The 23,755-nt window shown below is 54.6% G+C and carries 16 protein-coding genes; 11 read left to right on the top strand and 5 right to left on the bottom strand.

Annotated features, from left to right (window positions below; all coding sequences use genetic code 11):
- The first annotated feature begins 10 nt into the window (after positions 1 to 10).
- The 3 genes from AC5Q5A_RS08860 (at position 11) to AC5Q5A_RS08850 (ending at position 6,702) form a co-directional block, all read left to right on the top strand.
- On the top strand, positions 11 to 3,652 hold the full coding sequence (locus tag AC5Q5A_RS08860) for a hydantoinase B/oxoprolinase family protein (protein ID WP_493895012.1): 3,642 nt from the start codon (positions 11 to 13) through the stop codon (positions 3,650 to 3,652).
- Between the two features lie 327 nt (positions 3,653 to 3,979).
- Complete coding sequence (locus AC5Q5A_RS08855; RefSeq protein ID WP_143588657.1) at positions 3,980 to 5,656, top strand: FMN-binding glutamate synthase family protein; 1,677 nt, start codon at positions 3,980 to 3,982, stop codon at positions 5,654 to 5,656.
- A gap of 182 nt (positions 5,657 to 5,838) precedes the next feature.
- The gene (locus tag AC5Q5A_RS08850) at positions 5,839 to 6,702 is read left to right on the top strand and encodes a hypothetical protein (protein WP_493895011.1); all 864 of its coding nucleotides are present in this window, start codon (positions 5,839 to 5,841) and stop codon (positions 6,700 to 6,702) included.
- Between the two features lie 74 nt (positions 6,703 to 6,776).
- Here the strand turns inward: AC5Q5A_RS08850 and AC5Q5A_RS08845 are convergent, their stop codons facing one another.
- The 3 genes from AC5Q5A_RS08845 to AC5Q5A_RS08835 all read right to left on the bottom strand — a co-directional run bounded on the left by AC5Q5A_RS08845 (position 6,777) and on the right by AC5Q5A_RS08835 (position 8,936).
- Complete coding sequence (locus AC5Q5A_RS08845) at positions 6,777 to 7,034, bottom strand: YjhX family toxin (protein ID WP_493895010.1); 258 nt, start codon at positions 7,032 to 7,034, stop codon at positions 6,777 to 6,779.
- A gap of 233 nt (positions 7,035 to 7,267) precedes the next feature.
- Positions 7,268 to 7,744: a GNAT family N-acetyltransferase gene (locus AC5Q5A_RS08840; RefSeq protein ID WP_493895009.1), complete on the bottom strand. Its 477-nt coding sequence runs from the start codon at positions 7,742 to 7,744 to the stop codon at positions 7,268 to 7,270.
- A gap of 157 nt (positions 7,745 to 7,901) precedes the next feature.
- Complete coding sequence (locus AC5Q5A_RS08835; protein ID WP_493895008.1) at positions 7,902 to 8,936, bottom strand: sensor domain-containing diguanylate cyclase; 1,035 nt, start codon at positions 8,934 to 8,936, stop codon at positions 7,902 to 7,904.
- Between the two features lie 448 nt (positions 8,937 to 9,384).
- Here AC5Q5A_RS08835 and AC5Q5A_RS08830 point away from each other — a divergent pair, with 448 nt between their 5' ends.
- The 3 genes from AC5Q5A_RS08830 (at position 9,385) to AC5Q5A_RS08820 (ending at position 12,650) form a co-directional block, all read left to right on the top strand.
- Complete coding sequence (locus tag AC5Q5A_RS08830) at positions 9,385 to 10,194, top strand: FkbM family methyltransferase (RefSeq protein ID WP_493895007.1); 810 nt, start codon at positions 9,385 to 9,387, stop codon at positions 10,192 to 10,194.
- A 68-nt stretch (positions 10,195 to 10,262) separates the two neighbouring features.
- Entirely contained in the window at positions 10,263 to 10,970 is a 708-nt protein-coding gene (locus tag AC5Q5A_RS08825; protein WP_493895006.1) for a TIGR00266 family protein, read from the top strand.
- 276 nt (positions 10,971 to 11,246) lie between these two features.
- On the top strand, positions 11,247 to 12,650 hold the full coding sequence (locus AC5Q5A_RS08820; RefSeq protein WP_008889628.1) for an FAD-linked oxidase C-terminal domain-containing protein: 1,404 nt from the start codon (positions 11,247 to 11,249) through the stop codon (positions 12,648 to 12,650).
- A 66-nt stretch (positions 12,651 to 12,716) separates the two neighbouring features.
- Here the strand turns inward: AC5Q5A_RS08820 and AC5Q5A_RS08815 are convergent, their stop codons facing one another.
- Positions 12,717 to 13,805 (bottom strand): lipid A deacylase LpxR family protein, encoded by a 1,089-nt coding sequence (locus tag AC5Q5A_RS08815; protein WP_493895005.1) that lies wholly within the window; start codon positions 13,803 to 13,805, stop codon positions 12,717 to 12,719.
- Positions 13,806 to 14,077: 272 nt separating this feature from the next.
- On the bottom strand, positions 14,078 to 14,914 hold the full coding sequence (locus tag AC5Q5A_RS08810) for a DUF2189 domain-containing protein (RefSeq protein WP_064779571.1): 837 nt from the start codon (positions 14,912 to 14,914) through the stop codon (positions 14,078 to 14,080).
- Between the two features lie 465 nt (positions 14,915 to 15,379).
- Between AC5Q5A_RS08810 and AC5Q5A_RS08805 the strand changes: the two genes are divergently transcribed.
- The 5 genes from AC5Q5A_RS08805 to tgt all read left to right on the top strand — a co-directional run bounded on the left by AC5Q5A_RS08805 (position 15,380) and on the right by tgt (position 23,753).
- Positions 15,380 to 18,958 carry an AsmA family protein gene (locus AC5Q5A_RS08805; RefSeq protein WP_493895004.1) on the top strand — a complete coding sequence of 1,193 codons (3,579 nt, stop codon included), beginning with the start codon at positions 15,380 to 15,382 and terminating at the stop codon, positions 18,956 to 18,958.
- A 170-nt stretch (positions 18,959 to 19,128) separates the two neighbouring features.
- The gene (locus AC5Q5A_RS08800) at positions 19,129 to 20,655 is read left to right on the top strand and encodes an inorganic phosphate transporter (RefSeq protein ID WP_040822812.1); all 1,527 of its coding nucleotides are present in this window, start codon (positions 19,129 to 19,131) and stop codon (positions 20,653 to 20,655) included.
- 231 nt (positions 20,656 to 20,886) lie between these two features.
- Positions 20,887 to 21,432 carry a VUT family protein gene (locus AC5Q5A_RS08795; RefSeq protein ID WP_064779569.1) on the top strand — a complete coding sequence of 182 codons (546 nt, stop codon included), beginning with the start codon at positions 20,887 to 20,889 and terminating at the stop codon, positions 21,430 to 21,432.
- 119 nt (positions 21,433 to 21,551) lie between these two features.
- Positions 21,552 to 22,604, top strand: a complete 1,053-nt coding sequence (gene queA, locus AC5Q5A_RS08790; protein ID WP_493895003.1) for a tRNA preQ1(34) S-adenosylmethionine ribosyltransferase-isomerase QueA — start codon at positions 21,552 to 21,554, stop codon at positions 22,602 to 22,604.
- A 6-nt stretch (positions 22,605 to 22,610) separates the two neighbouring features.
- Positions 22,611 to 23,753, top strand: coding sequence for a tRNA guanosine(34) transglycosylase Tgt (gene tgt / locus AC5Q5A_RS08785; RefSeq protein ID WP_417836028.1), 1,143 nt, complete (start codon positions 22,611 to 22,613; stop codon positions 23,751 to 23,753).
- The last annotated feature ends 2 nt before the right edge of the window (positions 23,754 to 23,755 follow it).

Raw genomic sequence — 23,755 nt, 5'->3', positions numbered from 1 at the left:
AGTGAGCATCATGGCCCCGCTCGACCAAAATTCGCCCGCCTCGCAGACCACCGGACAGCCGAAATGGCAGTTCTGGATCGATCGCGGCGGCACATTTACCGATATCGTTGCCCGCAAACCCAATGGCGCGCTTGTCACCCACAAACTGCTGTCGGAAAATCCCGAACGGTATAAGGACGCCGCCATTCAGGGCATCCGCGAACTGCTTGAGGTCGCCGACGGCGAAAAAATCCCGGCCGAGAAAATCGAAGCCGTCAAAATGGGCACCACGGTTGCGACCAACGCCCTGCTGGAGCGTAAAGGCGACCGTACCGTTCTGGTCACCACCAAGGGCTTCCGCGATGCGCTGCGTCTGGCCTATCAGAACCGCCCGCGCCTGTTTGATCGCAATATCATTCTGCCCGAAACGCTTTATGAAACCGTGATCGAAACCGCTGGCCGTTTTGACGCGCAGGGTCATGAACTCGAAGGCATGGACCTTGATACCCTCCGGTCCGACCTTCAGAAAGTCTATGACAGCGGCATTCGTGCCTGTGCCATCGTTTTCATGCATGGTTATCGCTACACCGCGCATGAACTGGCCGCCGAAAAGGTCGCCCGTGACATCGGCTTTACTCAGGTTTCCGTCAGCCATCAGGTCAGCCCGCTGATGAAGTTGGTATCCCGCGGCGATACCACCGTGGTTGATGCCTATCTGTCGCCGATCCTGCGTCGTTACGTCGATCAGGTCGCCTCTGAACTGGGCGGGGTGAAATTGATGTTCATGCAGTCCAATGGCGGTTTGACCGATGCGGTCAAGTTCCAGGGCAAGGATGCGATCCTGTCCGGTCCGGCGGGCGGTGTGGTTGGCATGGTCCGTACGGCTGAAATGGATGGCTTCAAACAGGTCATCGGCTTTGATATGGGCGGCACATCGACCGACGTTTCGCACTATGACGGCGAATACGAACGTGATTTCGAAACCCAGGTCGCCGGTGTGCGCATGCGTGCGCCGATGATGAAAATCCACACGGTTGCGGCCGGTGGCGGTTCGATCCTGCATTTTGATGGCGCGCGTTTCCGTGTTGGTCCAGACAGTGCCGGTGCAAATCCGGGGCCTGCGGCCTATCGCCGTGGCGGTCCGCTGGCGGTGACTGATATCAACGTCATGCTGGGCAAGGTCCAGCCGGACTTCTTCCCGAATGTCTTTGGCCCCGAAGGCGACGAGCCACTTAATGCCGATGCCGTGCGCAAGGGCTTTGAGGAAATGGCGGCCGACATCGAAAAGAACACCGGCCAGATCCGCACCCCCGAAGAAGTCGCCGAAGGCTTCCTGCGCATTGCCGTAGAAAACATGGCAAACGCCATCAAACAGATCTCGGTCCAGCGCGGCTATGACGTCAGCGACTATATCCTGCAGTGCTTTGGCGGTGCCGGTGGTCAGCATGCCTGTCAGGTTGCCGATACCCTTGGCATGACCAAGGTCTTTGTCCATCCGTTCGCCGGTGTTCTGTCGGCATACGGTATGGGCCTTGCCGATATCCGTGCGATGCGTGAACAGGCGGTTGAGGGCAAACTTGCCGCCGAAGGCCTTGCTGATCTCGATAAGCAGCTTGATGCCTTGGCGGTTGACGCGCTGGCGGAACTGAAAGAGCAGGGCATTTCGGATGACAAGATCAGCCTACTCAAACGCCTGCATCTGCGTTATGACGGTACCGACACCCCGCTGATTGTTGATTTCGGCGATGTCGATGCCATCACGGCCCAGTTCGAAGAACAGCATAAACAGCGTTATGGCTTTGTCATGACCGGAAAGCCGCTGGTGGTTGAGGCCGTCGCGGTTGAGGCGATTGGCGAAACCCAAAGCCTTCCGGCGTCGTCGGCTGAGCTTGATGGTGCGGAGGTTATGCTTAAGCCGCTTGCGACCCGTCCGGTCGTCTTTGATGGCAAAACCGAACAGACCCCGTTCTACAAACGCGAAAACCTGAAACCAGGTGCGACGGTGCGCGGCCCGGCCGTGATTGTGGAGCCGGTCGGCACCACCGTGATCGATCCGGGCTGGGAAGCCAAGGTCAACGGCCTTGATCATCTGATCCTGAACCGTGTCGTGCCGATGAAACGTTCAGAGGCGATTGGCACCCAGGCCGATCCGGTGATGCTTGAAGTGTTCAACAACCTGTTCATGAATATTGCCGAACAGATGGGTGTGACGCTTGCCAATACCTCATACTCGGTCAACATCAAGGAACGTCTGGACTTCTCATGTGCGGTGTTTGATCAGGAAGGCCTTCTGATCGCCAACGCCCCGCATATGCCCGTTCACCTTGGCTCGATGGGTGAGTCGGTTCAGGCGGTGATTAAAAACAACGACGGCAAAATGAAGCCGGGCGATGTTTATATGCTCAATGACCCGTATAACGGCGGCACGCACCTGCCTGACATCACGCTGATCACCCCGGTGTTTGGCGATGATGGCAAGGAAGTGCTGTTCTATGTCGCATCGCGTGGTCACCATGCCGATGTCGGCGGTATTACGCCGGGTTCCATGGCGCCGAATTCGCGCGTTCTTGAAGAAGAAGGCGTTCTGATCAACAACTTCAAACTGGTTGATCAGGGCACGTTCGATGAAAAAGGCCTGACCGACCTTCTTGAAGGTGCAAAATATCCGGCACGTAACCCCTATCAGAACATCGCCGATCTGCGCGCCCAGATCGCGGCCAATGAAAAGGGTGTGCAGGAACTGCGCAAGATGGTCGATCACTTTGGTCTTGATGTGGTGCATGCCTATATGCAGCACGTCCAGGACAACGCCGAAGAAAGCGTACGTCGCGTGATCGACGTCCTGAAAGACGGCGAATACGCCTATGAAATGGACAATGGCGCGGTTGTCCGCGTTAAGGTCACCATTGATAAGGCAACCCGTTCGGCGACGGTTGATTTCACCGGCACGTCCGATCAGCTTGATAACAACTTCAACGCCCCGTCGGCGGTGACCCGTGCTGCTGTGCTTTATGTCTTCAGAACGCTTGTTGATGATGACATTCCGCTCAATGCCGGGTGCCTGAAGCCGGTCAATCTGATCGTGCCCGAAGGATCGATGCTTAATCCGCGTTATCCGGCCGCCGTTGTTGCCGGTAACGTCGAAACCAGCATGCATGTCACCGATACGCTGTATGCCGCCCTTGGCGTACTGTCGGGTGGTCAGGGCACGATGAACAACTTCACCTGGGGCAACGATACGCACCAGTATTACGAAACCATCTGTGGCGGTACCGGTGCCGGTCCCGACTTTGATGGGACGGCGGCTGTTCATTCGCACATGACCAACTCGCGCCTGACCGATCCGGAAGTGCTTGAATGGCGCTTCCCGGTCCTGCTCGAAAGCTTTGAAATTCGCAAAGGATCAGGTGGTAAAGGCAAACACAAGGGTGGCGATGGTGCGATCCGTCGTGTGCGCTTCCTCGAAGACATGACCGCATCGATCCTGTCCAACCACCGTCGCGTGCCGGTTCAGGCCTGTGCCGGCGGGGAGCCCGGTCAGCTTGGCCGCAATGCTGTCGAACGCATCGATGGCACTGTGATCGAGCTTAAGGGCACAGACGGTGCGGAAATGCATCGGGGTGATGTCTTTGTCATCGAAACCCCGGGTGGCGGGGGCTACGGCAAGGCCTGATCTGCCCCTGCATTACCAGATATCGCGGACCGGGAACGTGTTCCCCCCTTAAACACCTGTTTGTTTCCGGTCCCCAAAGCCGCCTTGCTTCCCTGTTGCAAGGCGGCTTTTTCTTGATGTTGGTTCAAACGTTCCCACATTCAGATCAAATGGGGGCAATTAGGGTTTAGACCCTGAAATCAACGACATTGCCATTGAGGCCCGTGATCAAATCAACGATGATCATGGATGTTGCTGCTATCTCGGATACGAAGGGTCAAATGCCTCCCCGCACAAGGCGGCTTTTCGTGGATCAGATCGGCCTGAACAGGACAGGAAGAGAGTACCGTGAAATTCTTCATTTTGAACCAGCGCTACTTCGTGATGACGGGTGTTGTGGTTTTGGCTTTGGCCTCTGTGATCTTGGCGACGGCCGTTGATGTCTGGTTCTGGGTGCCTGCGGTCATTTTCGGGTTGCTGGTGCTGGTTGGCATTCACGACCTCTATCAGAACAAGCATTCCATCCTGCGCAACTATCCGATCAGTGCGCATATCCGCTTCATCCTCGAAAGCTTCCGTCCGGAAATCCGCCAATATCTGCTTGAAAGCGATCAGGACGAAATCCCGTTCAGCCGCCAGGCACGCGGTCTTGTCTATCAGCGCGCCAAGGGTGTCGAAGACAAACGCCCGTTTGGCACGATCGAGGAAGTCTATAAATCCGGCTATTCATGGATCACCCATTCCGTCGCGCCCAAGCACATCACCGATACCGATTTTCGGGTGCGCGTTGGCGGCCCGCATTGCAAGCAGCCCTATGATTGCAGCCTGTATAATATCTCTGCCATGAGCTTCGGGGCGCTTTCCGGCAACGCGATCCTGGCGCTCAACAAGGGCGCCAAAAAGGGCGGCTTTGCCCATGATACCGGCGAAGGCAGCATTTCGCGCTATCACCGCGAAGGCGGTGGTGACCTGATCTATCAGGTGGCGTCCGGCTATTTCGGGGCGCGCAACGAAGATGGCAGTTTTTCCGAGGAAAAATTTGCCATAACCGCCGCCGACCCGCAGGTCAAAATGATCGAGGTAAAGCTTAGCCAAGGCGCAAAGCCCGGCCATGGCGGCATGTTGCCATCGGCCAAAATCACCGCCGAAATCGCCGAGGCGCGTGGCATCCCGATGGGGCAGGATTGCGTGTCGCCCGCGGCACACAGTGTTTTCTCAACCCCGATTGGCCTGATGGAATTCATTGGCCGCCTGCGGGACCTTTCGGGGGGCAAGCCGGTTGGCTTCAAGCTCTGTATCGGGCACCGCCGCGAATTCATGTCGATCATAAAGGCGATGCTTAAAACCGGCATCACGCCGGACTTTATCGTCGTTGATGGCAAGGAAGGTGGCACTGGCGCGGCCCCCGTCGAATTTGCCAACCGGGTTGGCATGCCGATGCAAGAAGGCCTGACCTTTGTCCATAATGCCCTGCGGGGTGCTGGTGTCCGCGATCAGATCAAAATTGGCGCGGCCGGCAAGATCGTCTCGGCCTTTGATATTGCCCGAACGCTGGCGCTGGGGGCGGACTGGTGCAATGCCGCACGCGGTTTCATGTTTGCGCTGGGCTGTATTCAGGCCCAAAGCTGCCACACCAACTGCTGCCCGGTCGGGATCGCGACACAGGATAAAATCCGCCAACGCGCCCTTGATCCGGGCGACAAAAGCGAACGTGTCGCACGCTTCCACAAAAACACCATGCATGCACTCGCCGAAATCACCGGGGCGGCCGGTTTGACTGATCCGCGCAACTTCATGCCCTATCACTTTATGGTGCGCCAGAAAGACAACGAGTTTGTTGATGGCAACGAAGCCTATCCCTACCTGCCCGAAGGCTTCCTGTTGCAAGATACCGAACTTCCAGAACTCCATGAATGGCATTCCCGTTGGGAACGCGCATCCGCTGAAACCTTCGATCCCAAGGAAATCCCGTTCGGCCCCTATAAACGGGCACAGGCGATTGCAGGGGAAAAAGCCGCGCAGTAGCGAAACTCACCCAAGTTTAATTGAGATTGTGGGCAGTTTATTTGCCATTATTCATCATCAGGCAGCTGCGAAGAACAGAGGTTTATGCAGAACACATATAGATAGTTTATGTATTAGGATTGTCTTGATTTGTCGGATGGTTTCTGTAAGGTTTTCTATTTTCAGTTGCTTGTGGTGCGAAGATGAATCTTGATTTGCTACGTAGTTCTTATCGATTAAAACAGATAATTGCATATCTGGCGATTCTCTTTGTTTGTTTCTTGTCGTTGTTTCTGGTTGCCGAAAATTTTGATGCGAACAGCGTTAAAGGGAATTGGATTACTACGATTGTTTCCAGTTTGACTGTGGCTGGTATTCTGGGGCTTATATATGAAAGTTTTTTGAGGGCAGACATTGTCAAAATGCACGAGGCGTCTAGCCACCATGTTATTACTGAGATTGCATCTCTTTCTGATCTAGGTAAGAGGCATCACAACAAGATTTGTGAGATGGTTGATCTTGGAAATTTCTCACGAGATATTGGATTGTCAAAGGTGGTGCCAAACGCAAATAGTTACAATTATTCTCGTTTTCTTTTAGAGGAAGAGTCTATTACCATTGTCCTGAATGATGGCAGGACGTGGGTTTCCCAGCACGAGTCCGATATTGAAGACCGGCTTAAAAATGGTAAGCTCAATACTACAATTATACTGGTAGATCCTGATTCTGATTTTCTTAATTCTTTGGCAAAGAAGATTAAAGTTGAACCAAATAAGTTGGCGGGAAAAATAGAGGAAACGGTGGAAACTCTAAAGTCCTACTGTAACGATGAATCAAGGTTGCAGATTTATCATCATCATTTCCCTACGACATTTAGTCTATATATGTGCGACAGCTATGCTGGAATGGTTACTTACCCGCTTGCGCGAAAAGCAGACAAATTGCCTATGCTTATTTTTGAGAACACTTCTGAAAACGCGTACTTCCACTCAATAAAACGAGATGTGAATGCGTTACTCTCAAGGTCAAGCGTGGTCTTTCCAGAAGCGCCGCTTCTAAAAGCATAGATTACTTGTCGTAATCGAGTGAAGGGTAAGTTGACGGTTGAAAGCCCGGCTGCCAAAGCAGCCGGGCTTTGCTGTTAGCGTTGACATAGTTCTGCGCGCACTGCGAGCAGTCCTTCACGGGTAATGCGGTAAGGTCCGCGACCTTGTGAGCGGATCAGTCGGCGTTTGCGCAGCTTCTTGAAGACATCAAGCGTACAGGCGCTCAGAAACCAGCCGTCGCGGGTGATGCAATCTGCTTCAAGAACATGGTTTTTGTCGTCCTTGATCACTTTGATCAGGCCGCCTTGTGCGAGTGCATGCAGCACGCGCTGTTCATTCTTCGAAATATTCATCGGTCAGAGTCCGAAAACCAGTTGGGAAAACGGTTTTCGATCGGGACGGGCACAACAGCACCGGTCACGCGCTCCCGGTTTAAGGTCGGGCAGGCGATCCGATCTGCTGATCAGCGGTCTGGAAGCAGGAAAGACGCTAGGCTGTCAAACCGCGATCAGCGGCTGTGCCGGGACTCTGACATAAAATCTCCGATTAAGGTTCGGACGAAAAATTGTCCGATTGCGCGCATTTGTCAAGCGGCACGCTGCATTTCAATCATCGGTACTTTCTGATCATTGATCGGGCCTGTGACCATAAAGCCGAACTTGCGGTAAAACGCCTTGGCGCGTTCATTGGCCGCCGGGACGGTCAGGCGCACATTGCTGCGCACACCGCGTTCGGCCAGGGCATCAAGGGCGGCAATCATCAATGCCTTGCCCGCACCACTGCCTTGTGCCGAGGGATCAACAACGATCCAGCGGATTTCAGGGGCATCATGGATGGCAATGACATAGCCCAGAAGATTATCGTCGCGGGCGGCGACATAGACCGAGTGATTGTCAGACAGCACACTGGCGGAAAAGGCATCAACCGCCATTTCAATCACACTGCGGGCATGGATGCTGTTTGTCTCATCAAGGTCTTCGACCAGACAGCCGAGCTCTATCGTGCGTTCGGAAATCGCACGTATTTCAGGCAGGTCGTCTGCGGTGCCTTTGCGTATTTGCATGTCGTGCGCTCTAAGTCATTGTTCTTTCGGGTCTGACCCTTTGAGATCAGTTTCACTCAAAAACAATACCGGGAGGTTAATGACACACTGCCCTCAAGGGTGGGGATGACAGTTCAGATATGCACAGGCAGTGGTTGGGCCAGGCGCGGCGGCGCGATTATTTGCGGCGGCTTTTTTTGTCGCGATACATCTCGAGATCCGCAATCGCCATCATGTCCTCTAGGCTTTTATCAAGCGGCTCGAAGAAGACCGACGCACCGGAACTGATTTGCGGTGTTTCGCGGATCGGTGATTTCGCGGTCGGTACGGTAAGTTTGACGTGATCAAGGGCGTTGCGCACCCGGGTGACAATGGTCGTCAGATCGCCGCGATTGCGCACATAGCCCAGAACGGCGAATTCATCCCCGCCGATGCGCCCGCAAATATCAACCTCGCGGATGCTGTCAGTGATGGCCTTGCCGACTGCTCGAAGGGCGGCATCCCCGGCGGCATGGCCGTAATCATCGTTCCAGTGTTTCATGTCATCAAGATCGATAAAGATGATCCCGATATTGTGGTGATAGCGCTTGGCGATGCGGATTTTCTGATGGGCCAGCATCTCAAACCCGGCGCGGTTGTTCATGCCGGTCAGCGGATCGGTCATCGAGAGGTTGCGCATGATTTCGTATTGCTCATACAGGCGCAAATCGGCTTCGATCAGGTCGCGAAAGACCTCCATCAATTCCTGCAACGGGTTTTCATAGTGTGTGGCCTTGGTGTCAAACACGCAAAGGGTCCCGAAAACCAGGCCGTTTGGCCACAAAAGTGGCACCCCGAAATAGGATATATAGCCTTCTTCGACGACTTCGGGATTGTCAGCCCATTCGGGCTTGTTGCTGGCGTCGGGTTCGTAAAAGGCTGACTTTGTGGCGACGACCCGACGGCAATACAAATTGGCGTCAAGCGCTTGCGGTTTTCCCGAAACTTCGGGAAACGGATTTTCCGGGTTCTTGCTTGTCAGGGCGGCGCGAAAACCGATCTTGTCATTATATTCGACAACATATCCGGCCGTGGCACCAAGAAGCTGGGTCATCAGGTCGACGACACGCTGCCACTTGTCAAGCGACGCCTTCATGACCTCGTCCTGAGTGATCCAGTCGAATTTCCTAAGCAAGACCATCGCAAGTGCCTTTGTCCGAGACCGATCAGTCATCCTGATCGTCGAGATATACATAATAGCATAGTACTATTAGAAATATCGGAAACGTCTTAACAAAATGCTTTCGCTTCAACATCTTGACGATAGTGTTTCAGTCTCACGTATAGTTCTGCAAAATTGATGGTCTTCGCTGGGTTTGGGTGCACTTGTCGTGTTTTCGCCCCTTTTTCCTGCGATTGAAACCGCGAGGTTCCAAACTTGGCCCTAAAGCAAGGTTAATTCAGAAAAACAGGAGACGCCCAGATGGCAGACGTGATCGATTATACGATCCATGGCGAAATGGAGGGCGACTTTATTGAGGGAAGTTGTTTTTGCCGATGAGCATCGATATAGAATATTAGTTTCTTGCGAGCTTGAGAAGGAAATGACGCGTTTTGTTCATGCATTTTGCTGCTCGTAGTGAGAAAAATGACGAATAACGAGTTTTTATTGCGAGCGGGTAATGTCGAAAAAGTATTGTCGGGCGATTGTAAAGTTTTCTGAATTAATAACATGCTTTCAAAATCGAAAGAGGAGAGCTTTAACGAAGGCCTTAACCGCTGAAACTATGCATGTCGATTGGCAAGTGGAGCTGGATGATCAGCAGTTTTATTTTCATTGCCCCTCCAGCGGTGCGCTGTCTGCAGCTCAAGCATTCGACAATCAAGAGCCCGAGACTAGAGCGTGGTTAAGAGACTATGTTTCCGAGAAAGACGTGGTTTGGGATATTGGCGCCAACGTGGGATTGTACTCTCTTTACGCAGCAAAAATATGCTCAGCAAAAGTATATTGTTTTGAGCCTAACGCTGGGACATTCTCTGTTCTGGTAAGTAATATTATGAACAATTCTTGCTCGGATCGAATATATCCGGTTCAGATTGCTCTTTCTGACAAGAACGGTATGGTTAATTTGAATTTATGGCGTAAAGGTGCAGGTCACGCGTTAAGTGCTATCGGGGAGCCTGAAAATATACTTGGTAAATTTGAGCCTGAAGGGGTTTATAAGTGCCTCGCTATGACCCCGGAAACAGTTGCATCAATACTAAATATTGATCAGCCAGATCACATCAAGATTGATGTTGATGGACATGAACTATCGATTTTATCTGCTGCCGGCAACATTCTCAACAGTGTGAAGAGCGTTTGCATTGAACTTGAGCCAACTGTCCCTGAAGAAAATCAGAAAATTAGAGATCTTCTCGAAACGCGCGGATTGAGAGAAATAGTCTTGAGCGGAGCATTGCAGAGAAATTCAATATTTTTACGGCAATGAACATTTCTGGATTATTTGTTTTTAATCGAATGAGCTTAGAGCTGGAAAGTTAAATTGGAGACGCCCAGATGGCAGACGTGATCGATTATACGATCCATGGCGAAGAGATGCAGTTGGTTGAAATCGAACTCGATCCGGGCGAAGGGGTCCGGGCGGAAGCCGGCGCCATGATTTATATGAGCGATGGCATCGCCATGCAGACCGGCACCGGTGGCGGGCTGTTTTCCGGCTTCAAGCGCATGCTGACGGGCGAGGGGTTCTTTATCACAAGCTTCGTCCATGAAGGATCGGGCAAGGGGCATGTTGCCTTTGCCGCGCCCTATCCGGGCAAGGTGGTGCCGCTTGATCTGGGTGAACATGGTGGCGAGATCATCTGTCAGAAGGATGCGTTTCTGTGTGCGGCATCTGGCATTGATATTGATATCGCCTTTTCCAAAAAGCTCGGCGCAGGTCTTTTCGGTGGGGAGGGCTTTATCCTTCAACGTCTGAGCGGTGATGGCCTAGCCTTCATGCATGCAGGCGGCACGATTATTCGCAAGGACCTCAAGCCGGGCCAGACGCTTCGGGTGGATACCGGTGCGTTGGTCGCGATGACGCCATCGGTTGATTATTCGATCAAGTTTGTCGGCGGGTTCACCAACGCGCTGTTTGGCGGCGAAGGTCTGTTCGTCACGACCCTGGAAGGGCCTGGGACGGTCTGGCTGCAAAGTCTGCCCTTCGCCCGTCTGGCGGATCGGATTGCCGCCGCCCTGCCGCAGGATCGCAACAAGGGCTAGGGCGCCGGGCCCGGCATATTCCGATGCCGTTTCATGGTGTCAAAAACGGGTAGAGGTATCGCCAGAACTTGGGCCTGCGCGATATCTCTCCATCCTTTGCAGATCCCGACCGTGAGAATTTTTTGCAAAGTTTGGGCAAAAGGTAATACCAATTTCGGGCATCTCGGCGTAGGGTGTTTGCCAAATTTCTGTCCGGTGCTGTCTTCCCCAAAGATTTGAGGCGTACCGGGAAGCGACAGCCGCCATCAGGACCACACAGGCCGAAAGAGTAAAATCATGTCAGTTCGTCAGTATGAACGTATCGAAACCCCGGAAAGTCTGATCAACGCATTACGCGAGATGCTTGGTGATCGGCTTTCGACGGCCGCATCCGTGCTTGAACAGCATGGTAAGGACGAAAGCTGGCATGAAGCATCGCCACCCGATGCGGTGGTCTTTGCCCACTCGACCGAGGAAGTGGCCGAGGTGGTTAAACTCTGTGCTGCTCACGAAGTACCGATTGTGCCGTTTGGCACCGGATCGTCGCTTGAAGGGCATGTTGCGGCGCTTCGCGGGGGTATCTGCATTGACGTTTCACAGATGAACAACATCCTTGAGGTTAATAACGAGGATCTTGATTGCCGCGTTCAGGCCGGTGTGACCCGTGAACAGCTGAATGATCATCTGCGTGATACCGGTTTGTTCTTCCCGATTGATCCGGGTGCCAATGCCTCCATCGGCGGCATGACGGCGACCCGTGCGTCGGGTACCAATGCGGTGCGTTATGGCACCATGCGTGAAAACGTCCTTAGCCTGACCGTCGTGACCCCGGATGGCAAAATCATCAAAACGGCCAACCGCGCGCGTAAATCATCAGCGGGCTATGACCTGACCCGTCTGTTTGTCGGTTCCGAAGGGACGCTGGGCGTTATCACCGAAATCGGCCTGAAGCTTTATGGTATCCCCGAGGCGATGTCGGCTGCTGTCTGTGCCTTCCCAACTGTCGAGGATGCCGTTAACACCGTCATCCTGACCATTCAGGCCGGTATTCCGGTCGCCCGTATTGAATTCCTTGATCCTTTGCAGGTCCGTGCGGTCAACAACTATTCCAAGCTCGATCACAAGGAAGCACCGACCCTGTTCTTTGAATTCCATGGCACCGAAGCCGGGGTGAAGGAACAGGCCGAATTTGTGCAATCAGTTGCCGAGGAATTCGGTGCCGAAGAATTCCAGTGGGCAACCCGTCAGGAAGACCGCAACAAGCTTTGGGCCGCACGCCACAAGGCCTATTACGCGTCGCTTCAGCTTGAACCGGGCAAGGCCGGCATGCCGACCGATGTCTGTGTGCCGATTTCCAAACTGGCCGAGGCGATTTCCGAAACCCGTGCTGATTGCGATGCCAGCCCGCTGACTTGCACGATCATCGGTCATGTGGGTGATGGCAACTTCCACACCCTGATCCTTCTGGATCCCGAAGATCCGGCCCAGATGGAAGAAGCCAACCGTCTGCACAAACGCATGGTCGAACGGGCGCTTAAACTTGGCGGCACCTGCACCGGCGAACATGGCATTGGCTATGGCAAGCTTGATTTCATGGTGACCGAGCATGGCGAAGACACTATTGCCGTCATGCGGGCGATCAAAAACGCGCTTGATCCAAAAGGTCTGATGAATCCGGGCAAGCTGATCCCGGGTCTTTGATATCATCAGACTAATAGGGTTATCTCATTGAAAACGGGGCCATTTGGCCCCGTTTTTGTTTTCGGATCAGAACCGGAAGGAAAGCGAAAGCGACCCGAACTGGTCCGCCCCGCTTTGGGCGGTGAATTCCGGGGTGCGATAAACATGCGTGTAGGTCAGGCGCGCCTGGCCGATGATCACGGCAAGACCGATCTGCAAATCACCAACCCATGGTTCCTTATCGACCGAAGCACTGTCAGCAAAGGTGTTGCCATCAAGGGTGATGTCACGCGCCACATAACGCCCGGCAAAACCGGCAAAAACATAACCGCTCAGCGGGAAGCCATCGGTGTCGGGGACAAAGAAATCCGATCCCGGCAGGCTGGGGCGGATGCGCGGCGGGCCATAATCCGCCGGCAGGTCAAAGCCCATCCGGAACATCGTGCCCAGTTCCGCATTGGTAAAGGCGTTGCCCAGCGTCACGGCCCCGTGCGGGGTGGCATCAAATTCAACACCCAAAAGGTCTGCTTCAAACCAGCCGCGATATTTCCGTTCATAGGTCAGGCCAATGATCGGTTCGTTCTTGATCTGATTGTCCCAGCCTTCGGGGTGGGGGCTGTTGATTTGCTTATGGACAAAGGATTGCGTTTCATCGGCAAGCGATGCCGGACCCACCACGCCAAGGGTCAGTTCCAGCGTATCAATGCGCGAATAATTACTATCCGATCCATTTTTCTGCAGGCCGGTATCTGATAACAGTCCCGCTGTGCCATACAGCATCCCGGCCCATGGACGGTCATTGGGCTGATTTTCAGCAACCGTGATGTCATCGGGCGTGTACATGGTCTGGCCCAGCGAGTAGCTGGTGCGAATGCGCCCTTCGGATGCGAAGAACGGGACTTTCTTGGCAACGTTAAGAAAGCTCGCCGGAGCGTCGTCTTCGGGCGAGATAAAGGCAAGCCGCACACCGTTGGTGTAATGCTGATCACTGTTTGTCGGCGTGAACAGATCGTTTTCAACCGAAAGCGACACACCCCATTTGTCATCCGGGGTCCGGGTCGATTGCGGGCCATCGGCCGTATTGGTTTGCGCAAAAGCCCCTTGGGTACCCGCAATCAGCGCGAACAGGGATGCGGAAACGGCGATAACGTGGCGGAGCGCACGGGCTTGATGCATGATCAAAAATAACTCGTAAATGCAGATGGTTGCCAGATGCTGATCTGTTGCCGACTGATCTTGGACAATTTATGGCAACGACGCCAGTGAAGTTTGCGGGTGCGTGATCGATATCTCGCTGCTTTATAGGCAGGTCAATCGCCACAAAACTTAAACTGCTGGTCGCGATATTTGTTCCCATGCATGCATCGGTGCTGCGCAAAAAATTTGCGCAACAAAAAACGCCGCCCGTTCCAAGGGCGGCGTTTATGGATCAGTTAGCAGAGAGATGCTTACGGAACCTGACGGCGCAGGCGGGCGACATCAGCCTGACTTTCATCGATGATCCCGCGATAGGCATGCCAGCTTGAAAAGCCCAGAAGCGGCATCGTGATGGCAAGCCCGAACAGGAACACGACCATCCCGCAAGCAGACAGGATGGCAATCACGGCCCCCCATCCAATCAAAACCTTCCAGTTCTTGCGAAACGCCGAAACACTGATGATGACGGCGGTAATCACATCCACATCGCGATCAACCAGAAGCGGGATCGATACCACCGATACCGCAAAGGCAATCACCGCCAACACACCACCCAATAAACCGCCAGTAATCAGGAAGGTGATTGCATCGCGCGAGAAGAAGGTTTGCCAGACCAGCACATCAAGCGATGGCATGGTGCCGTTGTAAAACAGGGCAAAAAGCAACATCGCAATGCGTGTCCACGCCAAAAAGAACAGCATCAGTAAAACACCGATGGCGCCGATCTGGCCGGGATTGCGACGAAAACCATTCAGGCTGTGCCACAGGGTAACGTTTTCGCCCATCTCAAGCCGGCGACTGGTTTCATAAAGTCCAACCGCAAGCACAGGTGCCAAAAGCATAAAGCCCGCCGCAAGCGGCAAGGTCAGATAAGGTTCGCCAGAACGGAAAATGCTGAGCACGATCAACCAACCGGCGATGGTGCAAAATGCCCCATAGGTTAGGCCGATGGCAGGGGTTCGTTTGAAATCGCGCCAGCCCGCTTGCAGCCAGGCGCCTGATTGGTCGGTGGTGATGGTGCGTACAACGATTCCGCGTTGACCGGCGTCGACCGCTTTTTCCGGCGTTTCGATTATTGTATCGGTCATTTTAATCCTCCCTGTCGCGATTGCGTACAACGATCATCCGGGTGGAATGAAAGTCAGGATTGAATTCTTATTCTGTTTTATAAAATGTATCATTTCGGAGGCCGATTTCCACCATCCAATTGATTTTAAACTACGTATTTCGCCGTTTGGTAAATTCGCAAATGGCGTTAAAGGTTTTCTTTCCGGGTATTCCGGTTCTATTTTTAATGTTTCAAAACAACGCAATATCTGTCCGATGCTTGATCAAAGCGCTGCTTTGACACACATGAAGATGGTGCCGATGGAACACATCGAACGATCCCGGCGTTACGGATGGATCAAACTTGCCTGAAATTAGCTTTAATCTCTGGCCATTTTCTGTTGCGAGAGTCATCACGAGCCTTATGCTTTCGAACAAGAAATCAAACCTTTGTGGGTCGCGGCCTTTTTGGCGGGGCGACCATGCGATCTAGTGGAGCCTGACTGTTGAAAAAAATCCTTGTCGCAATTGGTGCACTTCTCGTGGTTCTTGTTGCCGCGTTGCTGATCATTCCGTCATTGATTGACTGGAATGGCTATAAGGCCGAGGTCAGCCAGGCTGTTCGCGAGGCGACCGGACGTGAGCTTGATCTTGCGGGCGATCTGTCGATGTCGCTGATCCCGTCACCATCCCTGTCGGCAACGGATGTCAGCCTTGGCAATGTGCCGGGCGCACAGGATGCCGACATGGTGTCGATTGACGAGGTCCGGGTTTCCGTTGCGCTGATGCCGCTTTTGACCGGCAATGTGCAGGTGACCGAAGTCAGCCTGATCAATCCGGTGATCGCGATTGAGACCTTTGAAGATGGTTCGAACAATCTGGTATTTGATCCCGCACAGGCCGCACGTTCCGGCCCGGACGCAGGAACAATAAGCACGCCGGGCACGGGTACTGAAAGCACCCCTGCACCAGCCGAGAGTGCCGAGGGCACGGCTGATGCCACAGAGGGCACCGACAGTGATTTCGCCAGCACCATTCAGGTCGACCGTCTGGAAATTGAAAACGCGACCATCATCTATCGCGCGCCGGGCTCCGAAGAACGGATTGAAGGCCTTACCCTTGGTATATCGGCAGAGACCCTGAATGGCCCGATGGAGGGTGAAGGGTATGTCTTCTATCGCGGTATTCCGCTGACATTTGCGATGAATGTCGGGCAGATCAGCCAGACTGCACCGTTCCCGGTTAGTCTGAAACTGGGCATTGACGAAGTCGATGGCGGTGTCACCGTTGCCGGACGTGTCGATCTTTCAACGGATAATCCCGGTTTCGATGGTGAGATTGATGGCAATTTCGACGACCTGCGTGAAGCCGCACTTCGTATTGCCGGCGATGATGCCGACATTCCCGATATCGCGGCCAAGCCGCTTGATCTTGGCGGGCACATCACGGCCAATGCCAAATCGGTGACGCTCAATGATCTTTCGATCCGGTTTGGTGAGACCCGTGGGTCTGGTGCGATTGCCATTGATCAGGAACCGAGCCTCAATGCTGATGTTGCGCTTCGCTTCAATCAGCTTGATCTTGATAGCATCCTTGTTCTGGCCGATATGGGCAATACAGGGGCCTTGCCTGCGGCCGGTGACGCCAACAGCGCGCCGGAAGCATCAAGCGACGCGGCAGGTGGCGCACAATCAATCCCGTCGCAAAGTTCGGTCAAGAAAAACGGTGCAGCCAATGCACCGGCCATCCCGGCGGATCTGAAGGCGTCGATTGATTTCGAAGTTGAAACCCTGATCTACAACCAGACACCGATCCATAATGCGCGGATCAATGCAGCAATCGCCAATAGCAAGATCACGCTGAACGAAGTTTCTGCCGGTCTTCCCGGCGGAACAGATGTATCTGTCTTTGGCAGCATTTCCGGTAATACGCCGGACTTGAGTGCCGCACTTAGCTATGAAGTGGCGTCCGAAAACATTCGTGCGGTCATGCGTTGGTTGGGTGTCGATGTCGACGGCATTCGTGCGGATCGTCTGCGCCGGTTCTCCTTGACCGGCGGGATCAAGGGCACATCCGAACAACTCAATATTTCCGATCTTGATCTGCGGGTCGATGATACCGCCATTCGCGGGGCCGTTGTTGCCAATCTCGGTGGATCGGGCCTGCCTGCCTTGGGCATTGGTCTGAAGCTCGACCGGATCAACCTGGATCAGTATATCGCAGCTGCGCCGGATGCGGACGTTTCCGTCTCTACGACTTCTGAGGCGGGCGGCAATGCATCGACCGGTGCTGCATCATCTTCATCGGATGCGGGCAACGCCTCTGCTGCCAAGCAGGATATGGTCAAGATCATCAAGGATGCGCTAGCACCGCTTGAAGGCATGGCCGCCAATTACCGACTGGCCGCGGATGAGATCATCTCCTCTGGCGTGTCGGTGCGTGGCATTTCAATTGATGGCAGCCTCAATGGTCCGAATATTACCCTGACCAATTTTGCGGTTGCCGATGCAGCAGGCCTTGCTGCCAGTGCAAAGGGCGCATTCAACGGTGCGGCCGATGTGCCGGCGTTTGATAATTTGTCCGTGCGTATCACCGCCAAAACGCTGGAGCCGCTGGCGAAGCTGACCGGCATTACCCTTCCGGCACCGGCAAGCAGTTACAAGAGTGTTCAGGCAAATCTGGATCTGAATGGCCCGATCACCGGACCGACGGTTGCGCTTGATGTGTCCAACCCGCTGTTGCAGGTTGCGCTTGATGGTGTTGTTTCAGAGATGCTTGGCAGCAATCCCGGCATTGATGGCAAGCTTGCCGTGCAGGCATCCAGCCTGAACCGTGCGCTGGAGCTTCTTGCCCCAACCTACACGCCATCTGGCAATCTTGGCCGACTGGCGGTTTCGGGCGATGTGAAGGGCAATGCGCAGAATGTCGCGCTCGATGGTCTGAAGCTTATCCTTGGCGCATTTGAAACGTCGGGTACCGTGCGCTTTGATGGTTCACAGGCACAGCCCAAGCTTTCTGTCGCACTTTCGGGTGGCAAGCTTGTGGTGGATCCGTTCCTGCCAGCAGACAAGCGCGCAAGCCTGATGCCCGGTATGGGCAGCGGCCCGCGCAAGGCAGCGTTCAATCTGCCGAAAACCACGATGGTTACCCGCGTTGATGCCCGCGACGGCACGCCGTGGGATGACACCGTGATTGATGTTTCGGCCCTTCGTTCGATTGATGCTGATATTGCAGTTGCCCTGGATCAGCTTGATTTCGATACCTATAGCCTGATCAATCCGGACTTGAAGGCAACGTTGGTTAACGGGCTTCTCAGCATTCCGAGCTTTACCGGACTTCTGGGGCAGGGGGACCTTGCGATTAACGGCACATTTGATGCGCGCAACACCGATGTGCCCAAACTGGCCCTTGCCGGTCGTTTGGACAGTGCGCGGATCGAAAGCCTTGTGCCGATCCGGGTGGCAAGTGACACCATCCTTGGTGGACTGGGACTGACATTTGATGCCAATGCGCAGGGCAATACATCGCGCCGTCTGGTGTCGGCCCTGAACGGTACGGCCAATCTGGTTCTGAACAATGTGCGGTTCAGCAATGCCGACAAACGGTCGCCGGATCCGCGCCTGAATATCGAGGCACTTCTGCGTCAGGGCCCGCAGGCCATGGTGGTTGAAGGTGTTGGCAACAACGATCTTATGCAATCGCTTGAAGCGGACATGACCATCACCAACGGCATTGCCAAAACCACCCGTGTCGAAGCACTGTCGCGGGTCGGCACTGCGGATGCGGATGCGACCCTTGATTTGCCGCGTTGGGTGATGGATACGCAGGCTGATTTCGATTTCTCTGAAAAGATCGAAGAATTACCGCCGTTCAGCGTCTATGCCAAAGGCAAGATCGATGATCCGGTCATCACCGGACGCATGGACAAGGTTGCCGTTCGGGTTCTCGACAACCTGATCGACAAGGCACTGGGTGGCAGCGGATCAAGCAACGATTCATCGGGAACGGGTGGCTCTGGTGGCGGCTCCGCCGAGGATGCGGCCAAAGGCCTGCTGAAGGGGCTTTTGAACCAGTTCGGTCGCTGATATCAAATCCCTTGCAAATGTTGGAAAACGGCCCCGTTTTGTGGGGCCGTTTTTCTTTATCCTCAAAGACTTATCCGAAGGTCGTCATAAAACAGCAAAAAAACCTTAACAAAGAGGTCCGGCTTCGACATGATCCGCCCGTCGATTCCCTTTGATGGTAACGGTTGATTATGTCGGTAAAGAAAACTGCTCTGGATAAGGATCTCAAGTGGCAAAAACGCATGGATGCGGGGCTGGGTGAAACAGCATCGATCAGTGCGAAGCTTGGTCTGGCACTTGTCTTCCTGCTTGCCTGTAGTGCGTTTGTCGCCTTTCACATGGGCGGACTGCCGCAAAGTGGCTTCCTGATCGCCGCCGCCGTTATCGGTGGTTACATGGCGTTGAATATCGGGGCCAACGACGTTGCCAACAATGTTGGTCCGGCGGTGGGTTCCAAGGCGCTGACCATGGTTGGTGCCCTTTTGATTGCGGCCATATTCGAGGCCGCCGGTGCGATCATTGCCGGTGGCGATGTTGTCGGCACAATCAAGAACGGCATTATTGATCCCACCCAGATGCCCGATGCCCAAACCTTTGTCTGGGCGATGATGGCAGCCCTTCTGGCCGCGGCCCTTTGGCTGAACCTGGCCACCTGGTTTGGCGCGCCGGTGTCAACCACCCATTCGATTGTTGGTGGTGTCATGGGGGCTGGTATGGCCGCCGTTGGCATTGGGGCGGTGAACTGGCCGACCATGGGCACAATCGCCGCAAGTTGGGTGATTTCGCCGGTTCTGGGTGGTTTGATTGCTGCCGGGTTCCTGGCCTTTATCAAATTCCGCATTCTTTACACCGAAGACCGCGTGACCGCTGCGCGCAAATGGGTTCCGATCTTGGTCGGCGTTATGGTCTCGGCCTTCACGATGTATCTGATGATGAAGGGTGTGAAGAAGATCTGGAAGGCCGAAACACCGGTTGTGATCGCCATTGGTGTTGCCGCGTTCTTCCTGACCGTGATCCCGGTCCGCAAGGCCGTCTTCCGTGCTTCCGCCAGCATGACCGGCCGTCGCAAGGAAATCGCATCGCTGTTTCGCATTCCGCTTGTCGTGTCGGCAGCCTTGCTGTCCTTCGCGCACGGCTCGAACGATGTTGCCAACGCGATTGGTCCGCTGGCCGCCATTGTTTCCGGTGTTGATAGCGGTCAGATCGTGACCTCGGCGCCGATCCCGATCTGGGTGATGGTCATCGGCGCGCTTGGTATTTCTGCCGGTCTGATCCTGTTTGGTCCGAAACTGATCAAGACGGTTGGATCAAAGATCACCAAGCTTGATCCGATCCGGGCCTATACCGTGGCATTGTCGGCGGCCCTTACGGTGATTGTCGCATCTGCACTGGGTCTTCCGGTAAGTTCGACCCACATTGCGGTTGGTGCTGTGTTCGGCGTTGGTTTCCTGCGTGAAAGCCTGTCGCATCGTCGTCGTAAGGTCGCATCGCCTATGTTGGTGGATCGTCCGGAAAACGAACAGGGCGATGAACATATCGAAGCACTTCGTCAGATTGACCCGAGTGAGGCCGAAAAGGCCGAGAAGAAGATGCGCAAGCGTCTTCTGGTGCGTCGTCGCTATGCGGTGACGATTGCAACCGCCTGGGTGGTGACGGTTCCTGCCGGTGCCTTCCTCGGCGCGCTTCTGTTCTTCACCATTCGCGGCATCATGCTGTAACTTAAAACAAATATGGTTTCGCGGCGCGGCGCCCCATTTTCCCCGGGGCGACTTGCAGCGATCTGCAGCGGCGATCAGGTTTTCCTGATCGCCGTTTTTCCTTGACCGGGCCTTGGTCTGCGCGTAAACAGCCGCACCAAAGTTACACAGAATCCGTTCGTGATCGTCGCCCAGTATGGTGGGCCGCGAGATTTGTTATGCGTGGGTTCATTTGATGAGAAGGGCTAACAGATGAAAGCGATCATTTTCGGTGTCCTCGCCATGGCGGTGACCGTTGTCGCATCGAACATTCTGGTCGAATACCCGCTGCCCGGCGTTCTGGCGGACTGGCTGACCTATGGTGCCTTTACCTATCCGGTCGCTTTCCTTGTTACGGACCTGACCAACCGTGCGCGCGGTGCGGCGGCGGCACGGGTTGTCGTGCTGGCCGGGTTTGCGCTGGCGGTTGTTCTGTCCCTGATCGTTGCGGATACGCGCATTGCCATCGCATCGGGTTCGGCTTTTCTGATTGCCCAGATGCTTGATGTGACCGTGTTTGACAAACTGCGCCGTGCAAGCTGGTGGAAAGCACCACTGGTGTCGTCTGGCATCGGGTCGGCGGTTGATACCGCCTTGTTCTTCTCGATCGCGTTTGCTGGTACGGGGCTTCCGTGGGATACGTGGGCGATGGGTGATTTCGCAGCCAAGATGATCATGGCGCTGACCTGTCTGGCGCCGTTCCGTCTTTTGATGACGGTGATCACACCGCGCACTGATGCGGAACCGGCCCGCGGCTGATATCGGTTTGGACCCTAAGGCGTATCAGATATGCCGTCCGTGACCTTGTGATTTCTTCTGAAGGGGCGCATAACACGCCCCTTCATTTGTTTTTTAATTGAGCGGAATTTCCCTGATCCATGAAAGTCGATCTGTTCGATTTTGAATTGCCGCGCGACCGCATTGCCGAACATCCGGCCAACCCGCGTGATGCTGCCCGTATGCTTGATTTGTCAGGCGAAGGAATGCAGGACCGCATCGTGCGCGAATTGCCCGATATTTTGCGTCCCGGTGATCTGCTGATATCCAATGATACGCGCGTGATCCCGGCCCGCCTGTTTGGCAAACGAGGCGACGCCAAGGTTGAAGTCACCCTGCATAAACAGGAAGGCCTTGGCACCTGGGTGGCCTTCGCCAAACCGGCCAAGAAGCTGCGCATCGGGGAAACCTTCAAGGTCAATGACGAATTCGAAGCCGAAGTTCTTGCCAAGAAGGACGGCGGCGAAGTGACCCTGCGCTTTAACAAGTCCGGTGCAGACCTGATTGCGGCTCTTGAAAAATACGGTGTGATGCCGCTGCCGCCCTATATCCGGCGTGACGCCGGTGGTGATGATCAGGACAAATCCGATTATCAGACCATCTTTGCGCAAAAGGATGGTGCTGTGGCGGCCCCGACGGCGGGTTTGCATTTCACCCCGGAACTTCTGGCCAATCTGGATGCGCGCGGGATCAATCGCCGCACGATTACGCTTCATGTCGGGGCGGGCACCTTCCTACCGGTCAAGGTCGATGATACTGATGATCACAAAATGCATGCCGAATGGGGTTCGATCAGCAAGGAAATCGCTGATCTGATCAACGAAACTCGCGCCAATGGCGGACGGGTAGTTGCGGTGGGGACCACGTCGCTGCGTCTGCTTGAAAGTGCGGCGCGCGAAGACGGGGTGGTTGAACCGTTCGAGGCGGAGACCGACATCTTTATCACGCCGGGCTATAAATTCCGCGCAGTGGATATGTTGCTAACCAACTTCCACCTGCCGCGCTCGACCCTGTTTATGCTGGTGTCGGCCTTTGCCGGGTTTGAACGGATGAAGGCGGCCTATCAGCACGCCATCGAAAACGAATACCGTTTTTATTCCTATGGCGATTGCAGCCTGCTTGAATGCGCCAACAAAATTGATGCACGGACATAAGAACCGATGACCGAATTTCGTTACGAACTGCTTGCACAGGATGGCAAGGCCCGTCTGGGGCGCATTCACACCGCGCACGGCGTGATTGATACGCCGACTTTTATGCCGGTGGGAACTGCGGCCACGGTTAAGGGCATGTTGCCGGAAAACGTTGCCGACACGGGTGCGCAGATCCTTTTGGGCAATACGTACCATTTGATGCTGCGTCCGGGTGCAGAACGCATCGCACGTTTGGGTGGCCTGCACAAATTCATGAACTGGGACAAACCGATCCTGACCGATAGCGGCGGGTATCAGGTCATGTCGCTGGCAAAACTTCGCAAGATCACCGAAGAAGGTGTAACCTTCAAAAGCCATATCGATGGCCGCAAGTTCAACCTGACACCCGAACGTTCGATGGAAATCCAGCATCTGCTGGGCTCGACCATCACCATGGCGTTCGATGAATGCACCCCATTCCCGGCAACCGAACAGCAAGCGCGCGAAAGCATGCAGATGTCGATGCGCTGGGCGAAACGCTCCAAGGATGCGTTTGTTAACCGCGAAGGTTATGCGCTTTATGGCATTCAGCAGGGCAGCGTTTTTGAAAACCTGCGGCGTGAAAGCTCCGAAAAGCTGGCAGAGCTCGACCTGCCGGGCCATTCGGTTGGGGGGCTTGCAGTTGGTGAAGGCCAGCAGATCATGTTTGATACGCTTGATTTCTGCGTTGATATGCTGCCTGCCAACAAGCCGCGCTATCTGATGGGGGTTGGCAAGCCGTCCGATCTTGTCGGTGCGGTGATGCGCGGGATTGATCAGTTTGATTGCGTGCTACCGACCCGTTCGGGACGCAATGCACAGGCCTTTACCCATCGTGGGACGCTGAACCTTAAAAACGGGCGGCATCGCGATGATGATCGTCCGTTGGATGATCAATGCGGTTGCCCGGCCTGCACGAAATATTCGCGTGCCTATCTGCATCACCTGATCAAGGCTGGGGAAATCCTCGGTGCGGTTCTGCTGACCTGGCACAACCTTGCCTATTATCAGGATCTGATGCGTGGCATGCGCGAAGCGATTGCCGAGGGACGCATGGACGCCTTCGCGCGCGATTTCCATGCCGGACAGGAAGGCGGGGACATTGATCCCATGCCGATTATCGAGGACTAAGC

The organism is Thalassospira sp. CA1, assembly GCF_059052855.1.
This window is presented reverse-complemented; position numbering and strand designations above follow the sequence as displayed.

What these genes read in the sequence shown, in the direction of transcription:
- AC5Q5A_RS08860 (WP_493895012.1), top strand. Translation starts at nt 11, where the DNA reads ATGGCCCCGCTCGACCAAAATTCGCCCGCCTCGCAGACCACCGGACAG.
- AC5Q5A_RS08850 (WP_493895011.1), top strand. Translation starts at nt 5,839, where the DNA reads ATGAATCTTGATTTGCTACGTAGTTCTTATCGATTAAAACAGATAATT.
- AC5Q5A_RS08845 (WP_493895010.1), bottom strand. Translation starts at nt 7,034, where the DNA reads ATGAATATTTCGAAGAATGAACAGCGCGTGCTGCATGCACTCGCACAA.
- AC5Q5A_RS08840 (WP_493895009.1), bottom strand. Translation starts at nt 7,744, where the DNA reads ATGCAAATACGCAAAGGCACCGCAGACGACCTGCCTGAAATACGTGCG.
- AC5Q5A_RS08835 (WP_493895008.1), bottom strand. Translation starts at nt 8,936, where the DNA reads ATGACTGATCGGTCTCGGACAAAGGCACTTGCGATGGTCTTGCTTAGG.
- AC5Q5A_RS08830 (WP_493895007.1), top strand. Translation starts at nt 9,385, where the DNA reads ATGTCGAAAAAGTATTGTCGGGCGATTGTAAAGTTTTCTGAATTAATA.
- AC5Q5A_RS08825 (WP_493895006.1), top strand. Translation starts at nt 10,263, where the DNA reads ATGGCAGACGTGATCGATTATACGATCCATGGCGAAGAGATGCAGTTG.
- AC5Q5A_RS08820 (WP_008889628.1), top strand. Translation starts at nt 11,247, where the DNA reads ATGTCAGTTCGTCAGTATGAACGTATCGAAACCCCGGAAAGTCTGATC.
- AC5Q5A_RS08815 (WP_493895005.1), bottom strand. Translation starts at nt 13,805, where the DNA reads ATGCATCAAGCCCGTGCGCTCCGCCACGTTATCGCCGTTTCCGCATCC.
- AC5Q5A_RS08810 (WP_064779571.1), bottom strand. Translation starts at nt 14,914, where the DNA reads ATGACCGATACAATAATCGAAACGCCGGAAAAAGCGGTCGACGCCGGT.
- AC5Q5A_RS08800 (WP_040822812.1), top strand. Translation starts at nt 19,129, where the DNA reads ATGTCGGTAAAGAAAACTGCTCTGGATAAGGATCTCAAGTGGCAAAAA.
- AC5Q5A_RS08795 (WP_064779569.1), top strand. Translation starts at nt 20,887, where the DNA reads ATGAAAGCGATCATTTTCGGTGTCCTCGCCATGGCGGTGACCGTTGTC.
- queA (WP_493895003.1), top strand. Translation starts at nt 21,552, where the DNA reads ATGAAAGTCGATCTGTTCGATTTTGAATTGCCGCGCGACCGCATTGCC.
- tgt (WP_417836028.1), top strand. Translation starts at nt 22,611, where the DNA reads ATGACCGAATTTCGTTACGAACTGCTTGCACAGGATGGCAAGGCCCGT.